Origin of the sequence: Actinomyces sp. oral taxon 170 str. F0386, assembly GCF_000195595.1 — a bacterium.
GTDB lineage: Bacteria > Actinomycetota > Actinomycetes > Actinomycetales > Actinomycetaceae > Actinomyces.
Genome location: NZ_GL882547.1, coordinates 1 through 16461, shown reverse-complemented (window position 1 = coordinate 16461; position 16461 = coordinate 1). Strand labels below are relative to the sequence as shown.

At 65.2% G+C, this 16461-nt stretch carries 12 protein-coding genes; 6 read left to right on the top strand and 6 right to left on the bottom strand.

What is annotated here, in order from left to right:
- Window positions 1–123: 123 nt before the first annotated feature.
- Window positions 124–1620 (bottom strand): sugar porter family MFS transporter, encoded by a 1497-nt coding sequence (locus tag HMPREF9056_RS10200; protein WP_009404873.1) that lies wholly within the window; start codon window positions 1618–1620, stop codon window positions 124–126.
- A gap of 368 nt (window positions 1621–1988) precedes the next feature.
- Window positions 1989–4553: a DUF5979 domain-containing protein gene (locus tag HMPREF9056_RS10195; RefSeq protein WP_009404871.1), complete on the bottom strand. Its 2565-nt coding sequence runs from the start codon at window positions 4551–4553 to the stop codon at window positions 1989–1991.
- A 373-nt stretch (window positions 4554–4926) separates the two neighbouring features.
- Here HMPREF9056_RS10195 and HMPREF9056_RS10190 point away from each other — a divergent pair, with 373 nt between their 5' ends.
- Complete coding sequence (locus HMPREF9056_RS10190) at window positions 4927–5640, top strand: NB-ARC domain-containing protein (protein ID WP_009404869.1); 714 nt, start codon at window positions 4927–4929, stop codon at window positions 5638–5640.
- Between the two features lie 387 nt (window positions 5641–6027).
- On the opposite strand, the gene nrdE is transcribed toward HMPREF9056_RS10190, so the two are convergent.
- The 3 genes from nrdE to nrdH are packed head-to-tail and all read right to left on the bottom strand — an operon-like array spanning window position 6028 to window position 8841.
- The gene (nrdE, locus tag HMPREF9056_RS10185) at window positions 6028–8184 is read right to left on the bottom strand and encodes a class 1b ribonucleoside-diphosphate reductase subunit alpha (protein ID WP_009404868.1); all 2157 of its coding nucleotides are present in this window, start codon (window positions 8182–8184) and stop codon (window positions 6028–6030) included.
- Window positions 8169–8579 (bottom strand): class Ib ribonucleoside-diphosphate reductase assembly flavoprotein NrdI, encoded by a 411-nt coding sequence (gene nrdI, locus HMPREF9056_RS10180; RefSeq protein WP_009404867.1) that lies wholly within the window; start codon window positions 8577–8579, stop codon window positions 8169–8171. Before nrdI ends, nrdE begins: the two co-directional genes overlap by 16 nt.
- Window positions 8580–8595: 16 nt before the next feature.
- Window positions 8596–8841, bottom strand: coding sequence for a glutaredoxin-like protein NrdH (gene nrdH, locus HMPREF9056_RS10175; RefSeq protein WP_009404866.1), 246 nt, complete (start codon window positions 8839–8841; stop codon window positions 8596–8598).
- A 678-nt stretch (window positions 8842–9519) separates the two neighbouring features.
- On the opposite strand from nrdH, the gene HMPREF9056_RS10170 reads away from it, so the two are divergent.
- The 5 genes from HMPREF9056_RS10170 (at window position 9520) to HMPREF9056_RS10150 (ending at window position 15391) form a co-directional block, all read left to right on the top strand.
- Window positions 9520–10389 carry a DUF4956 domain-containing protein gene (locus HMPREF9056_RS10170; RefSeq protein ID WP_009404864.1) on the top strand — a complete coding sequence of 290 codons (870 nt, stop codon included), beginning with the start codon at window positions 9520–9522 and terminating at the stop codon, window positions 10387–10389.
- A gap of 122 nt (window positions 10390–10511) precedes the next feature.
- The gene (locus HMPREF9056_RS10165; RefSeq protein WP_009404863.1) at window positions 10512–11333 is read left to right on the top strand and encodes a polyphosphate polymerase domain-containing protein; all 822 of its coding nucleotides are present in this window, start codon (window positions 10512–10514) and stop codon (window positions 11331–11333) included.
- A 340-nt stretch (window positions 11334–11673) separates the two neighbouring features.
- Window positions 11674–12582 carry a DUF4956 domain-containing protein gene (locus HMPREF9056_RS10160; RefSeq protein ID WP_009404861.1) on the top strand — a complete coding sequence of 303 codons (909 nt, stop codon included), beginning with the start codon at window positions 11674–11676 and terminating at the stop codon, window positions 12580–12582.
- 29 nt (window positions 12583–12611) lie between these two features.
- Window positions 12612–13628 carry a polyphosphate polymerase domain-containing protein gene (locus tag HMPREF9056_RS10155; RefSeq protein WP_050793053.1) on the top strand — a complete coding sequence of 339 codons (1017 nt, stop codon included), beginning with the start codon at window positions 12612–12614 and terminating at the stop codon, window positions 13626–13628.
- A complete protein-coding gene (locus HMPREF9056_RS10150; protein WP_009404859.1) occupies window positions 13625–15391 on the top strand; it encodes a carbohydrate-binding domain-containing protein in 1767 nt (588 codons plus the stop codon). Before HMPREF9056_RS10155 ends, HMPREF9056_RS10150 begins: the two co-directional genes overlap by 4 nt.
- 58 nt (window positions 15392–15449) lie before the next feature.
- Here HMPREF9056_RS10150 and HMPREF9056_RS14155 read toward each other — a convergent pair whose 3' ends face one another.
- A complete protein-coding gene (locus HMPREF9056_RS14155; protein ID WP_009404858.1) occupies window positions 15450–16208 on the bottom strand; it encodes a hypothetical protein in 759 nt (252 codons plus the stop codon).
- Between the last annotated feature and the right edge of the window lie 253 nt (window positions 16209–16461).

Here is a 16461-nt window from a genome sequence, read left to right as displayed (position 1 = left end):
GACCTTACGCAGAAACGGGCTCACCACCCCGACCATACTAGCCCTTTAGTGTGTCAGCACACCCCCAAACACCACGCGATACCAACGAAAAACCCACCTCAAAACCCAAACCCCACCAAACTGTCATGAGTCAGGCCAGACCGCCAGGTCCTCCATCTCCTCAAGCTCCTTGCCCTTGGTCTCGGGCACCCGGAAGAAGACGAAGAGGAAGGACAGCAGCGCGAAGACGGCGTAGAAGCCGTAGGCGAAGGTCAGGCTGATGCTGGAGAAGCTGGGGAAGGTGGTGGAGATGAAGAAGTTCGCCACCCACTGGGCCGCAGCCGCCACCGCCAGAGCCCCAGCGCGGATCCGGTTGGGGAACATCTCGCCCAGCAGCACCCACACGAGCGGCCCCCAGGTCGCCCCGAAGGCCACGACGAACAGGTTGGCCGCCACCAGCGCGATCGGCGACCAGGGTGCCTCCAAGGTCACCTCGCCACCGCTGACGTTTGCGAAGGAGAAGGCCAACGCCATGAGCCCCAGGGAGACAGTCATGAAGAACGAGCCGGCCAGCAGCATGGGCCGGCGCCCCACCTTGTCCACCAGGAGGATCGCCAGGATCGTCACCGCGATGTTGGTGACCGACGTGATGACCGTGATGGTCAGGGCGTCGGACTCCTGGAAGCCCACGGTGCGCCACAGCGTCGTCGAGTAGTAGAAGATGACGTTGATGCCCACGAACTGCTGGAAGACGGACAGCAGGATGCCCACCCACACGATCGGCTTGAGCCCCAGAGCCGCGCCGCGCAGGTCGGACAGGGACTCGCGCTTCTCGGAGTCGATGGTCGAGCGGATCTCCTCGATCTTAAGGTTGACGTTGATGATGCCGGTGAAGTCGTAGAGCACCTGGGAGGCCTTGTCGTAGTCGCCGCGCGCCACCAGGAAGCGCGGGGACTCCGGCAGCCGGAAGGCGAAGATCCCGTAGACAAGGGCCGGCAGTCCCTCGGCGATGAACATCCACCGCCAGGCCTCCATCCCCAGCCACAGCTCCTTAGCGGCCCCGCCCGCCTGGCCGGAGAACCAGGCGTCGGCCAGAAGTGAGGAGAAGATGCCGACGACGATCGCCAGCTGCTGGAGGGAGCCCAGGCGGCCGCGCACACTCGCCGGCGAGACCTCGGCGATGTAGGCCGGAGCGATGACGGAGGCCGCCCCCACCCCCAGGCCGCCCACCACGCGCCACACGATGAAGTCGATGACACCGAAGGCCAGCCCTGATCCGAGTGCGGAGGCCAGGAACATGACGGCGGCGATGAGCATGACCGGCACCCGCCCCAGCCGGTTGGAGACCGGCCCGGCAAACCAGGCACCGACCGTGCAGCCGATGAGCGCCGAGGAGACGGAGAAGCCCTTGAGCGCATCGCTGAGGGCGAACTGGTCGGAGAGGGCATCGACGGCGCCATTGATGACGGCGGTGTCGAACCCGAATAGGAACCCGCCCAGGGCCGCGGCTACACAGATGCCGATGATCCGGGCGTTGATACGACTGACGGTCGAACCCGGATCATCCGAGGTCGAGGCGGGTGAGGATGTGGCCGGCGGCCGTGAGGCGGAGGACGGTGACGACTGGGAGGACTCTGCCATGGTGTGTTTCCTGACGTCGGAAGAGTCGCGCACGGCACTCGCTTCATGCCGTGCGGCATGGCGGACCCCTTCAGGTTACGACCGTGCCGGGCGCCACAAGAACCGCTTCGACATTCGTTTCCGCGCCCCCGTCTCCTGTCCGATCCGACGCCGTCCGGTCAGGACCCTGGTCCTTGACACCTGAGCGGTTCATCCGAGTATGAGCATTCGCCTCGCGCCGAGCCCCGCGGCAGCCCCGGCCAGCGGTGTTCCGCTCCCCATCTCGCGCGGCTGGTGGCGAGCGATGATGCACCCGAGCCCACCTGAGTGCAGGACTCAGGTGGGCTCGGGTGCATCTCCCTATGAGAGGTGGGAACCGGTGGCCGGCATCAGGCGCGGCGACGGCTCACCAGCAGAGCACCTCCCATCACGGCGAACACGGCGACCGCCAACGGCAGACCAACCCTGACACCGGTGCTGGCCAGAGGGCCTCCAGAGGGCTCCTGGGGCTTCGCCGGGTCGCTGGGTGCGGCAGGCGGAGTACCACTCGGCGAGGAGGGGGCACCAGGCGTGGCGGGGTCGCTCGGGTCCAGGGTAGCGCTCGGATCGGGGGACGGCGACTCACTGGGCGCCGGAGTCGGAGACTCGCTCGGGTCCGGAGTCTCACCAGGCGTCGGGGACTCGCTGGGAGTCGGTGAGGGCTCGGGCGTGGGAGTCGGCGAAGGCTCCGGCGTCGGGGACTCGCTGGGAGTCGGCGTGGGCTCGGGCGTGGGAGTCGGCGTGGGCTCCGGCGTCGGGGACTCGCTGGGAGTCGGCGTGGGCTCCGGCTCAGGGGTGTAGGCGTTCGTGAAGGTCACGAGCACCGCCTGCTCCTTCTCACTGATGGTCACCGTCTGGGAGGCGGGCGCCTCCAGGGTGTACCCCTTGACCGCAGCGGACTGTGCGTTCTCCTCGATGGTGCACTTGGTGCCCACGGGCAGCTGAGGGCCGGAAACCGCAGCGCCGTCGGCCTTGACCTTCAGCGTGCCCTTCACGTTGTTGTCGCAGGTGTAGGAGAAGGCGAACTCATTGTCCACCGACTCGAGACCGGTGACGACCTTGGTCACCGAGAAGGTGCCCATGTCACGGGCGTACGTGTTGGTCATCGTCACCGCGGCCGTCTGATCCTTGGTGATCGTCACGGTCTGCGCTGCCGGGGCGGTCAGCGTGTAGCCGTTCTGACCGGCCTTGGCGCTGTCCTCGGTGATGGTGCAGGTCGATCCGGCCTTGACCTTCTTGGACTTCTCCGAGGTCGCGGCTCCGGTCACCGTCAGCGACCCCTCGGAGCCGTCAGTGCAGGTGTAGGTGAACTCGAAGGTGGACTTGCTGAAGTCGCCGTCGCCGGCCAGAGCCTTGGTGACCGTGAAGTCACCCTCCTCCACAGCGGCGGGGTCGGCGGAGTTGCGCAGCGTCACGGCCGTGGACTTCTGGTCCTCGACGGTGAGGCTATTGGTGTTCTGGTCGCCTACCGTAAAGGTGTGGTTGCCCCAGACGACGCCGGCGGGAGTGGCTGAGGCCGTCGTCGTGTCCTCGTCGAGGGTCAGGACCGTCCCAACCGGGAAGGTGCCGTTGTACACGGCCTTCTCACCAACGGTGACGGTCATGGAGGTGTTGCCACCGGTACGGGCCTGGTTAACGGTCCCCGGAGCCTGCCACCCCGGGTAGGTGTCCACAGTGGCACCGCCGGGCAGGGTGTAGTTGATGCCCACCTGGAAGGTGGTGCCGGCTGGCACCTTGGCGGTCTCGGACCCGGTGAGGAGCTTGGTGATGTCCAGTCCACCGAATCCGGGCTTCATCTCAACGTTGATGGTGAAGGACTTGGTGTAGTGCACCGAGTAGGAGTGCTCCAGACCGCTCCCCACCACAGAGGCCTTGTTCGTGTACTCCACGCCGGCCTGAACAACGCCGTCGGCCGTGGTCGGGGTGGAGGAGTAGTAGATGTGGTAGTTGGTCTGAGGTGCGAAGGGGCCGGTCACGGTGATGGTGACGGTGTTGCCCTGGATGGCGACATCGAGGTCGAAGTCGCCCTGACTGGTGTCCTGGTCGGTGCCGCTGGCGTCCGTGACCTGGCCGTAGATGTAGTTCCGCCCCTGAGCAGTTCCGATCTTCAGCTTCCAGTCGCTCTTAGTCGGGACGTAGACCTGCCCGGGGCCGAGCTCGTCGGAGAAGGTGATGGTCGAGCGGGTCCTGCCGTCCACGGTCAGCGACTGGCCGTTCTTCTCAAGCGCCTCCTTGACCTGGTCAGGTCCGAAGGTCACCTCCCAGTCCACCTTCTTGGAGGTGCTGGTGATATCGGCGGCCCACTTGCTCATCCACTGCGGCTTGTGTGCATGCCCGACGTTCTCAGCAATCTTGCCGCCGGGCACGGGCACCTCGGTCTGCTTGCCGTTGGCATCGATCGTCACATTGGCCGAGTCGCTGGCCTGAGAAGCCAGCACCAGAGCCGTTCCATTGCCCTGCAGGCCGGTGAAGCCCTGGCCGATGATGGTGTCGAGAGTGCTGTTGAAGGTGCAGGTGATGGTGCGGTCGTCCATCACGCACTCACCAATGGTGTGCTCAGCGCCCTGGTGGGAGCTCTTCATCGGCTCGGAGAGGCGCTCCCGGTTGCGGAGCTGCTCGGGCAGCTGGATCTGAAAGGAGTCGCCGCTTCTGACGCTGGCGTTGCGAGCATCCCAGGCGAACTTCAGCTTGAGGATGTCATCGACCTTGACCGAGGTGTTGTCCGGTTCCTCGACGCCGTTGGCGTTGGAGACCACAAGCGACAGGCCGGAGACGGTGATCGACGGATTGTTGGCGGCTCGGGCCTGCGTGGGCAGGACCGTCAGGAGCGTGGCGACGAGCGCGACCAGTGCGACAAGTGCACCTATCGCACGCGCAGAAGTGCCAAGCACCCTGGGGATAGGGATGGCGGACACGGGCGACCTTTCGAGAGAATTCTGAAAAGAGGCTTACAATTGCCTGAATTTAGATTCCTCGAGGGTGAGAGTCAGTGGCGCAGGTCTCATCTGCGGTCACAACTTTGCGGCCATCGGATCTCAACCTGCTAAAGCGCACAACCCTTCCCAGACTCTCCGCACGGCCGTCAGGGGTCTCCATCCCGGCCCAACAACGACATACATGACCGCCGCATAGCCCACCCGTGCGAGGCCATGGGCAAGCCGGCGTCCTTCTGTCCCTTTTTCCCTACGACGTCGCATCTCATCCCGACATGCGATCTTCAAGGCATCACAATGGATACAGATGTTGCGTCCACTCCTCAGTCAGGTAGTTGACTGAGATAATAGTTCCATGAGTACTACAGTGCGGGTGGGCGAGATCGCCACCCTTGTCAGCAGCCTCGTCGACCAGCTCAAGGAGCGGCTGACGGAGGACGGCGCACCTGCGCGTCTCGTCGTCGGGCTCGTCGGGGCACCCGGGTCGGGAAAATCAACGATCGCCGCTGACCTGGAAGCCAAGCTGAAGGACGCCGACATCTTCGCCGGACTCATTGCCATGGACGGCTTCCACCTGTCCGACACCGTCCTGGACGAGCTGGGGCGTCACGACCGCAAGGGCGCACCGGACACTTTCGACGTCGAGGGCTACCTGGCGACCCTGGACCGGGTGCGAGCCGACGGCGCCCATCAGGTCTTCGTCCCGGTCTATCGGCGCGACCTGCACGAGTCGGTGTCGGCTGGAGACGTCGTCTCCGGAACCGGCGTCGTCGTCACCGAGGGCAACTACCTTGCGCTCGAGACACGCGGCTGGGGTGCAGTACGAGAACGGATCGACCTCCTCATCCACATCGACGTGCCCGAGGAGGTGCTCGTTCCCCGGCTCATCAACCGGCACGAGGACTTCGGCAAAAACGCGCTCGACGCCGGCCACTGGGTGCGCACGGTGGACCTGCCCAATGCCCGCCTCATCGCCACGAGCGTCCACCGCTGCGACGAGGTGTGGCGCGAGCCCGAGGAGGAGCCCAACTCCGACGACGACGTCGGCGCTGACGACGAGCTCGAGTAGCGCCTCGGCGGCCCGCACTGCACGAGACTCCGACCCCCGTGGAGTACACCCACACCTACTGACAAGTCCCTTATCATAATGAAGCCGCCGCGTTACGGCGCGGAGTGGAAGGAAGCGCCGGTGCACCCGTGTCGTCATGTGGGCCCGGCGCTTGCGCTGTTGCAGACGCCGCCCCGATCATCGGGTATGCTCGAACTGCTTAGGGCAGTAGCCCTGTGAAGTAGACCCGGCAGCCTTCCGGACGGTGGGCGAGCCGGGTTTTGCGCATCATCAAAGCGGTTCGCACCGACAACTCCCCCCCCCATCCAGTGCGACGTCGGGGGCAGGAGGAGTCATACCCTCCTGCCCCCGACGTCGATCATTGGCGGGCAGCTGACGGCGGCCGTCTCACAGCATGCAGGAGACGCAGCCCTCGACCTCGGTGCCGATGAGGGCGGCCTGGCGCAGGCGGATGTAGTAGAGGGTCTTGATGCCCTTGCGCCACGCGTAGATCTGGGCGCGGTTGACGTCGCGGGTGGTGGCCGTGTCCGGGAAGAAGAGCGTGAGGCTCAGGCCCTGGTCCACGTGCTGCGTGGCCGCGGCGTAGGTGTCGATGATCTTCTCGGGGCCGATCTCGTAGGCGTCCTGGTAGTACTCGAGGTTGTCGTTCGTCATGAAGGGCGCCGGGTAGTAGACGCGGCCGATCTTGCCCTCCTTGCGGATCTCCACCTTGGCCACGATCGGGTGGATCGAGGAGGTGGAGTTGTTGATGTAGGAGATCGAGCCGGTGGGCGGAACCGCTTGCAGGTTGCGGTTGTACAGGCCGCCCTTCTTGACCTTGGCGGCCAGCTCGGCCCAGTCCTCACGCGTGGGCACGTGCACGCTGGAGGCCGCGAAGATCTCCTTGACCCGCTCGGTGACCGGCACGAAGTCCTGGGTCACGTACTTCTCGAAGAACTCGCCGCTGGCGTAGGTCGAGTCCTCGAAGCCCACGAAGCTCTCCCCGCGCTCCACGGCCATCTCGTTCGACGCCGTCAGGGCGGCGAACAGGACGCAGGCGAAGTAGACGTTGGTGAAGTCCAGGCCCTCCTCGGAGCCGTAGTGGATGCGCTCGCGCGCCAGGAAGCCGTGGAGGTTCATCTGCCCCAGGCCGATGGCGTGCGACTCGTGGTTGCCCCGGTCGATGGAGGGAACGCTGGGCAGGTGAGTCTGGTCGCTGACCGCGGTCAGGCCGCGCACGGCGGTGCGGATCGTGCGGGCGAAGTCCGGGGAGTCCATCGTCTTGGCGATATTGAGGCTGCCCAGGTTGCAGGAGATGTCCTTGCCCACGTGGGCGAAGGTGAGGTCCTCGTTGAGGCGGCTGGGCTCGGAGACCTGGAGGATCTCGGAGCACAGGTTGGACATGACGACCTTGCCCTTGATGGGGTTGGCCTTGTTGACCGTGTCCTCGAACATGACGTACGGGTAGCCGGACTCGAACTGGATCTCGGCCAGGGTCTGGAAGAAGGTGCGGGCGTTGATCTTCTTCTTCTTGATGCGCCCGTCGTCCACCATCTCGTGGTACTTCTCGGTGACGTTGACGTCCGCGAAGGGCATGCCGTAGACGCGCTCGACGTCGTAGGGGCTGAAGAGGTACATGTCCTCGTTGTTGCGGGCCAGCTCGAAGGTGATGTCCGGGATGACGACGCCCAGTGAGAGGGTCTTGATGCGGATCTTCTCGTCGGCGTTCTCACGCTTGGTGTCCAGGAACCGCATGATGTCGGGGTGGTGGGCGTGCAGGTACACGGCCCCGGCGCCCTGGCGGGCCCCGAGCTGGTTGGCGTAGGAGAAGGAGTCCTCCAGCAGCTTCATGACGGGGATGACGCCGCTGGACTGGTTCTCGATGCGCTTGATGGGCGCACCCATCTCACGCAGGTTGCTCAGCAGGAGGGCCACTCCTCCGCCACGCTTGGACAGCTGGAGGGCGGAGTTGATGCCGCGGGCGATCGACTCCATGTTGTCCTCGATGCGCACCAGGAAGCAGGAGACGGGCTCACCGCGCTGAGCCTTGCCCTCGTTGAGGAAGGTGGGGGTGGCCGGCTGGAAGCGGCCGGACATCATCTCGTCGATGAGGTCGAGGGCCAGCTGCTCGTCGCCGTCGGCCAGGGTGAGGGCCACCATCGTGACGCGGTCCTCGAAGCGCTCCAGGTAGCGCTTCCCGTCGAAGGTCTTGAGCGTGTAGGACGTGTAGTACTTGAAGGCGCCCAGGAAGGTCTCGAAGCGGAACTTGTGGGCGTAGGCGGCCTTGAAGGCGTCCTTGACGAACTCCGGGGAGTACTTGTCCAGGATATGGCCCTCGTAGTAGCCCTCCTCGACCAGGTACTCGAGCTTCTCCTCCAGATCGTGGAAGAACACCGTGTTCTGGTTGACGTGCTGAAGGAAGTACTGCCGAGCCGCCTCGTGGTCGGCGTCGAACTGGATCCTGCCGTTCGCGTCGTAGAGGTTCAGCTTCGCGTTGAGCGCGTGGTAGTCCAGATCCGGGGAGGACACGGTCTCTGAGCCGGTGTCCGTCAGCGTGTCTGCCAAAAGTCTTCCAATCCTTCTTTGACGCGTACGACGTCCGTGGGGGTGCCGAGCAGCTCGTAGCGGTACAGGAACGGCACCCCCAGCTTGCTGGCGATAATGTCACCCGCCAGGCAGTAGGCCTGGCCGAAGTTGGTGTTGCCCGAGGCGATGACGCCTCGGCACAGGGCCCGGTTGTCCGGGTTGTTGAGGAAGGCGATGACCTGCTTGGGCACCGCCCCCTTGACGGAGCCGCCGCCATAGGTGGGCACGACGAGGACGTACTCCTCGTTCACGGTCAGCGGCGGGTCCGTGCGCCTCAGGGGTATGCGCGCCGTCGGGAAGCCGAGCTTGCCCACGAATCGGTGCGTGTTCTCCGAGGTGGAGGAGAAGTAGACCAGCAGGGGCCTGCTGCTCACGGCACGCCCCGCGGTCTCAGACCGCGACGGACTCGATGGCGAGCGCGAGAGTCTTGATCTTGTCCGGACGGAAGCCGGACCAGTGGTCCTCACCGGCAACGACGACGGGAGCCTGGGCGTACCCCAGGGACTTGACCTGCTCGAGGGCCTGAGCGTCCAGGGAGATGTCCACCGTCTCGTAGGACAGACCGGCCTTGTCCATGGCGCGGTAGGTGGCCGTGCACTGGACGCAGTTGGGCTTGCTGTAGATGGTGATCGCCATGGCCGTCTCTTCCTCAGGGTCCGGTGGCGGTGACTGCGGCTCATCCCTTGGCAGGGACTGCGCCGGCGGCACCACACGCTTGTCATTCACGGGAGGCCAGAACGGCCCCGCGGAGCAAGACACTACCCCTTGGGGTAGCCCGGGTCCACCACCCCAAGATGCTGTGTCTGACGTGGTCCTGTGCACACCACCCCTCCCTTCTGTGGAAAACATTCACCAGACTGTGGATGGCAGGTGGAGACAGTTCGCAGGCGCCCCGCCGACAGCCCTCAGGACCACCTCCACGATCCGCAGAACGATGGTCTTACACAGGTGTGACATCTATTCGGGCGCCTTAACCACAGGGAGGACCGGCCCACGACGACACACTGCCCCCAGCCCTGGGGACGAAGACGAGAAATTCACCTCTGCTCACGTGCAAGCCCGGCGTGTCGCCACTCCCAGTAAACATCCGGCAGGCGGTCGGAACCCGAAGGTAGTTGAAGATGATTGTTCTGGCTGCCACCTCTCGCCTATACCGCGCTGCAGGGAGAGGGAACCCCGCGGAGGAGCCAAGGGTATGCAGTCTCACATCAGGCAAGAGGTCCCCGCTCTAGCATTTTTTGCATAGGTCGATTTATCGTTACTGTATCGTAATGATACGGTTCCCGACCCATCTCTCCCCAAGGACTCCTCATCATGCAGCAGGTGTTGCAAGAACTACCACTGACGTTGGCCTATATCGGTGCCGACCTGATCGCCATCACGCTCCTGGTTGGGGCGCTCTACATCCCGCGCCACGGGCGCCGCGACCTCGTGGCCGCCTACATCGGCGTCAACGTGGGCGTCCTGGCCGTCACCCTGCTGCTGTCAACGAGTGACAACGTCGGCGCTGGACTGGGGCTGGGGCTCTTCGGCGTCCTGTCCATCATCCGCCTGCGCTCCTCCTCCCTGGCCCAGGGAGAGGTGGCCTACTTCTTCGCAGCCCTGGCCCTGGGCCTGCTCGGCGGCATCAAGACCCACCTCATCATCGTCGCCATCCTCATGACCCTCATCCTCGCCTCCCTGTGGGTCGGCGACCACCCGGCGCTCATGCGCCGCAACCGCAATCAGACGGTCACCCTCGACCGGGCCATCAGCAACGAGAGCGAGCTCATCACCGAGCTCGAGAACCTGTTGGGAGCCCAGGTGCGCAGCGTTGACCTCAAGAGTCTGGACCTGGTCAACGACACCACCATCGTCGAGGTCCACTACCGGATGAGTCGCCGACCTCGCACGGCGCCGCCGGCCACTCATCCGGAGGCCACCTCCGCCCCGCAGGCCTCGACCCCGCATCCGGAGAGCGCACAGGGTCCCCACCTGATCCAGGAGGTCCCCCCTCAGGCTCCCGCCCCGGTCCAGCCCACCAGGCAGCAGGTCTGGCCCGACGCCCCCACGACTGACAGCGCCGCAACAGCGGCCACCGCCCCGCCCCGGTACGACTGGATCACCGGGAACCGGAGTCAGCACGTTTCCCCGCAGCACACCCAGTCAACCGCCCCGCCCATGGTGCACCCCCGCTACAACTGAGCGCCCGGTCCACCACCTCGGCGACGGCGTCACTGCCGCGCACCCCATCGCCGTCACCTCCTCAGGCAGCACCGGCCTCTCGCCTCAACCCCGCGACTCCCGATCCCGGAAAGGACTTCACCGTGCCTAACACCGAAGGCATTGAGACGATCACCCTCGCCGAGCTCAACTCCGAGGCGAGCCTCCTGACCCGCATGGACCGCAAGTACCTGGTGCCCCCTGGCGACACCCAGGACGTCGTCGACTACCTGGCCCCGCGAGCGCAGGTCCTCCAGATCGACAGCCTGCGCCACTTCCGCTACGCCTCGACCTACTTCGACACCCCGGGGCTGGACGCCTACTTCCTGGCCGCCCACAAGCGCCGTCGGCGCTACAAGATCCGCACCCGCACCTACCTGGACTCCGGACTGTGCTTCCTGGAGGTCAAGACCAACGGTTCGCGCGAGTCCACGGTCAAGGACCGCTTCAAGTACGACCCCGACGATGCCGACCGCATCACGCCCGACGGCCGCCTCTTCGTCATCGAGCGCCTGGTGGAGTCCTCCACCTGCTGCCTGGACGAGGCGAGCAGGATCGCCGAGGCCCTCGTCCCGGTCATGGACTCCACCTACAGCCGCACCACTCTGCACCTGCCCCACGACGAGGCCCGCGCCACCTTCGACACCAAGCTGACCTGGGACCTGTTCGACCCCGACGGACGCCGCCTCAAGACAGGCGTCTCGGTGGGTCACCTCAATGTCGTCGAGACGAAGAACCCCTCCACGGCCTCCCCGACGGACCGGCTCCTGTGGAGACAGGGCCACCGGCCCGCCCGTATCTCGAAGTACGCCACCGGGATGGCGCTGCTGTACGCGAACCTGCCCACCAACCGGTGGCACCGCACCATCATGCGGGACCTGGGGCGCTACCGGCGTCAGGTCCCACTGCGCCAGGTGGCGGCCTGAGCATCCGAGCATCACGGGATCGGGCCGCCGACCGGCATCGGCACCACGGCGGTTGCCGGCGCCCGCTGACGCTCAGCCACCATCCCACCTCATCATCAGCGCCTCCGGGAGCCACGGGCACTGCCCGCCCCGGAGGCGCTGTTCACTGCTTCACACCGACGGCGGAGCAAGTCATGCCTCCCCCATGACCCTTTCACAGCCCGCTCATGGAATGCGCTCCTTGACTGTTACTCACCGGACGGAGTCGCACGGCATCGCGGCGCGCTGAGAGCACGCCTCCACTGCCCGCCCCGCAGCCAGGCCCCGACACCGGTCCGAATGACCCGACAGGAGCCTCCCGATGAGCCTGACCGCCCTGACCTACATCGCCGCCGACCTGATCGCTCTCGCCGTCCTGGTCGGGGCGCTCTACGCCCCACGTCACTCCCGCAAGGACCTCATGGCCGCCTACATCGGCGTCAACGTGGGCGTCCTGGCCGTCACCCTGCTGCTGTCGACGGCGAGCGTCGCGGCCGGCCTGGGCCTGGGGCTCTTCGGCGTCCTGTCCATCATCCGCCTGCGCTCCACCGAGCTGGCCCAGCACGAGGTCGCCTACTTCTTCGCAGCCCTGGCCCTGGGCTTGCTCGGCGGGATCCAGACCGCGCCGATCGGGATGGTGGCAGCCCTCATGGGCACCGTCGTCGCGGCCCTGTGGATCGGGGACCACCCCGCGCTCATGCGCCGCAGCCGTCACCAGGTGATTGTCCTCGACCACGCCATCACCAACGAGACCACCCTCATCGCCCACCTGGAGCACACCCTGGGCGGGCAGGTCCGCTCGGTGGAGGTCCAGCGCCTCGACCTGGTCAACGACACCACCATTGTCGACGTCCGCTTCCGGGTGCCCCGCCAGACCCCCGCCGAGCTCGAGCCCGACACCGCTGAGGTCTCCCAGCTCTCCAACGACGACGTCCCCGCCATGGAACAGGTCGGCGCGCAGACCACCGAGCCGGTCAGTGCGCCCGCCGCCCCGACCGCCCAGTCCTGGGCCGGCACCCGCCTGAGCACCGTTCAGACCGGCTCTCACGCCGTCCGGGCCGACACCCAGCCCCTCACCATCACGCCGGCCGCCCAGTACGTCACCCGCTCCACCGCGCAGTCGGCCGCCCGGTCCGACGATCAACCGGTCGCGAGACGGCCACCCGCGCCGTCATGGCCACGCGCTGACACCGGCTCACGGCGATCGACAGAACCGAAAGGACCGCGATGACGATCTCTCCCGCGACCTCCACCACTTCCATGACGACCTTCCCCGCGAACCAGGGCGCTGCGGCGTCGGCGGCCCTGAGCACGGAGCACCTGGCCGCGACCACGCTCGCGGAGCTCAACAGCGCCGCCGGCCTGCTCACCCGCGTGGACCGCAAGTACCTGGTACCCGCCTCCTGCGCCCAGGAGCTCGTGGACGGGCTCACGCCCCACGCCCGGGTCCTGACCATTGACGGGCGGCGCCGCTTCTCCTACGCCTCGACCTACTTCGACACCCCAGCGCTGGAGGCCTTCATGCTCACGGCCCGCAAGCGGCGTCGGCGCTTCAAGGTGCGCACCCGCACCTACCTGGACTCCGGGTCGTGCTTCCTGGAGGTCAAGACCCGCGGCGCGCGCGGCAGCACCGTCAAGCGGCGCATGGGCTACCACACCGACGACGCCTCCCGCCTCACGGGACCAGGACGCGCCTTCGTGGCGGCCTGCCTGGCGAGCACGGGGGTCATCGGCTCGGCCGCAGCCCATGAGGTCGCCGCCGCGCTGCGGCCGGTGCTGGCCACCACCTACGAGCGCACCACCCTGCACCTGCCGCGCGCCGAGGCCCGGTCCACCATCGACACGGCGCTGACCTGGCAGCGCCTGGGACCGACGATATCCGCGGGGTGGTCCGCCGGGACCGTCGTCGCCGGAGCGGTTGCGAGCCCCTCGGCGCTGCGCCCGGCCGGCCTGGCCGCGGCCATCAACGCGGGCGAGCCGGTAGCGGTGGCGGATATCGCCGTCGTCGAGACGAAGAACCCGACCACGCCCTCGCCTGCGGACCGGACCCTGTGGGATGCCGGATACCGTCCGGCCCGCATCTCGAAGTACGCCACCGGGATGGCGCTGCTCCACCCCGAGCTGCCCGCCAACAGGTGGTACCGGACTCTGACCCACGAGCTCGCCGGCCTGTTCGGCACGGACCGTTCCAGCCTGGAGAGCACGAGCACCGCCGATACCGCTGACCGACCACTGATCCGCCACCGGGCCCGACAAGAAGAGACACAGGAACCATGAAGACCACCACGACGATGACGACCAAGCCCTTCCACCGACTCCGCCGTCGTGCGACCGGAGCCGTCGCGCTCCTGGCCGCGCTCGCCCTGGCGGCCGGCTGCTCGACCTCCTCGGCCTCCGGCAAGGCCAGTGCCTCCAGCTCGAGCGGCTCGGACACGACGTGGACGACGATCTCCTCATCGGTGGCCACGACGTCGACCGGCGCGAGCGTCTCCGACATCCTGGGGGCCAACGCCTCAGTGGAGGACGCCTCGAGCTCTGCGGACGACGCCGGAACCACGGACAGGTCGTCGGCCACCACAATCACGCTGTCGGGCTCCTCGGCCTCGGCCAGCGGGTCGGCGTCGGGCAACGTGAAGGTCGACGGGGGGACCGTGACCATCAGCAGCGGCGGCACCTACGTCATCTCCGGCGAGCTCGCGGACGGACGGATCGTCGTCAACGCCCCCAAGGCCGACGTGCGCCTGGTTCTCAGCGGCGCGAGCATCACGAGCTCGGACGGGCCGGCCATCGACTTTCAGGACACCGGCAACGCGATCGTGGTCCTGGCCAAGGACTCCAAGAACACGCTGACCGATGGCGCCACCTACGCCTCGGGGCAGGAGGCCACCGCGGCCCTGTTCTCCTCCGACACGCTCACCGTCACCGGGACCGGCCGGCTGGACGTGACCGGCTCCTACAAGGACGGCATCTCCTCCAAGAACGGCCTCATTATCACCGGGAACGCCACGATCAACGTCAAGGCCGCCGACGACGGCCTGCGCGGCAAGGACTACCTGGTGGTCGAGTCCGGGACGCTGACGGTCGAGGCCGGCGGCGACGGCCTGAAGTCCAGTGAGGGCAACGACGAGACGAAGGGCTTCATCTCCCTGGGCAAGGCGAGCATCACCCTGACCTCCTCCGACGACGCGATCGCCGCGACCACGGACGTCACCGTCAAGGACACCACCCTGACGATCACGGCCGGCGGCGGGCAGGCCAACGCCACCGTTGAGGAGCAGGCCCCGCCCGGGCAGGAGTCCACCGCGGACTCCACGACGCCCTCGCCCAAGGGCATCAACGCCGGGGTGAGCTACACGCAGGACTCCGGCACAGTCACCGTCAACGCGGCCGACGAGGGGCTGCAGGCGCCGTTCATCAACGTGGCCGGCGGGGAGCTCTCGATCGCGGCGGGCGACGACGGCATCAACGCCTCCAACGGCGACCACGTCATCGAGGGCCACGAGAACGCGGACACCGAGTCCGACGACGGCTCGGTGCTCACGATCAGCGGGGGCGAGGTGGAGGTCTCCTACGCCTCCTCCGACGGTATCGACTCCAATGGCTCGGCCTACATCAAGGGCGGGATCGTCGTGGTCTCGGGGCAGGCCGGCGAGATGGACGGCTCGGTGGACGCCAACGGTGAGAGCCAGTTCGTGGGGGTGACGGGCTCGCCGTCGGTGAGCGCGGGAGACACGCTCACCGTCACCGACTCCTCCGGATCGCAGGTGGCCTCGGTCAAGGTCGACTTCACGGCCGCGGCCATCACGGTGCTGGGGCTCACCGAGGGCCAGGAGTACACGGTGGCGACGTCGTCCGGCGGCTCGGCCACGGGAACGGCCTCAGCGCTGTCCGCCGGCATGGGCGGCCCCATGGATGGTGGGCCCGGGGGTCAGGGCGGTCAGCCCGGCGGCGGCCAGCCGCCCAACGGCCAGCAGCCCGGCAACCAGGGCAACCAGAACACTCAGTCGAGCAGCCAGTCCAGCACCGCCCAGAGCAGCTGAGCAGGCCGAGGACGAAGGTCGGGGGCCGCAGCGCACGACGCTGCAGCCCACATCATCTCTATCCTGAAATCAATGCAACACCCTCAGAATTCACCCTCATTATCCATGAGTCAAAATATCCACTACCAAAACACAATACGAACAACAAAACAACTCCAAACAAACAAATCACACACTCCCTGCCACCTTTTTCGTCCACCAATTCAGAACTATTATAGAATTTTTTAATCAACCTACCTCCCGAAACGATTGTTAAAAATACAGAAAAAGTCACTGCAGAAAACGCCAGTAAGGTACCGTGACCAACATATTTTGTCTGGATCACCGATGTTATCTTATGCCCCAGACTCCCATCTGAAACAGCCTCAGTAAGTGTCTTAAATATGTACGAATTATCAATTCGATAAACTGCACCCCAAACTAGTGCAGCAGATGACACATAAGCAGCAAGATACCACTTTCTTATCGTGAAATTGCCGCGAACCGCCAAAGTCAGCAGAACAAACACAAATAAGGTATCCATCAACGCGAGACCCCACATAATAGGTCTTCCAAACATTCCGATACCAACAACGAAAAGAAGAAAGGCAATCAATAGGACAAAGATGCGGCCAACTTCATCGTCATCCGAGCTCGACTGTCTATATCCGTAATTATTAGTAATATGTTTAGATTGTTTTATGTCGATATTTTTACTACCACTAACAATAGCGGATTGACTACCGTTTTCCTTTTTAAACGAAGGAATCACAGTAATAACCGCAGCAATAACCGTTCCTGCAGTACCGATTATTGCGGAGAGAATAATATCTGACATAAACCCACACCTCCAGGATGTCTGTTGCCACACAGATTATCACGGTCAAACACGCATCTCAAGCATTTTATTCTCTTAAAGCGTTAATCACGATACGTAATCAAAGTAGAAAATTTCCTCGAATTGTTTATTGACAACGCAATATCGTTGCTTTTAATTGCGGGACTTCAATACTAGTTAAAATCAGCATTCCAAGACTTTGACAGCAAGTCCCCAGCAGGAAGAGGTTTATTCATAGGGTGTAGGTGAATAT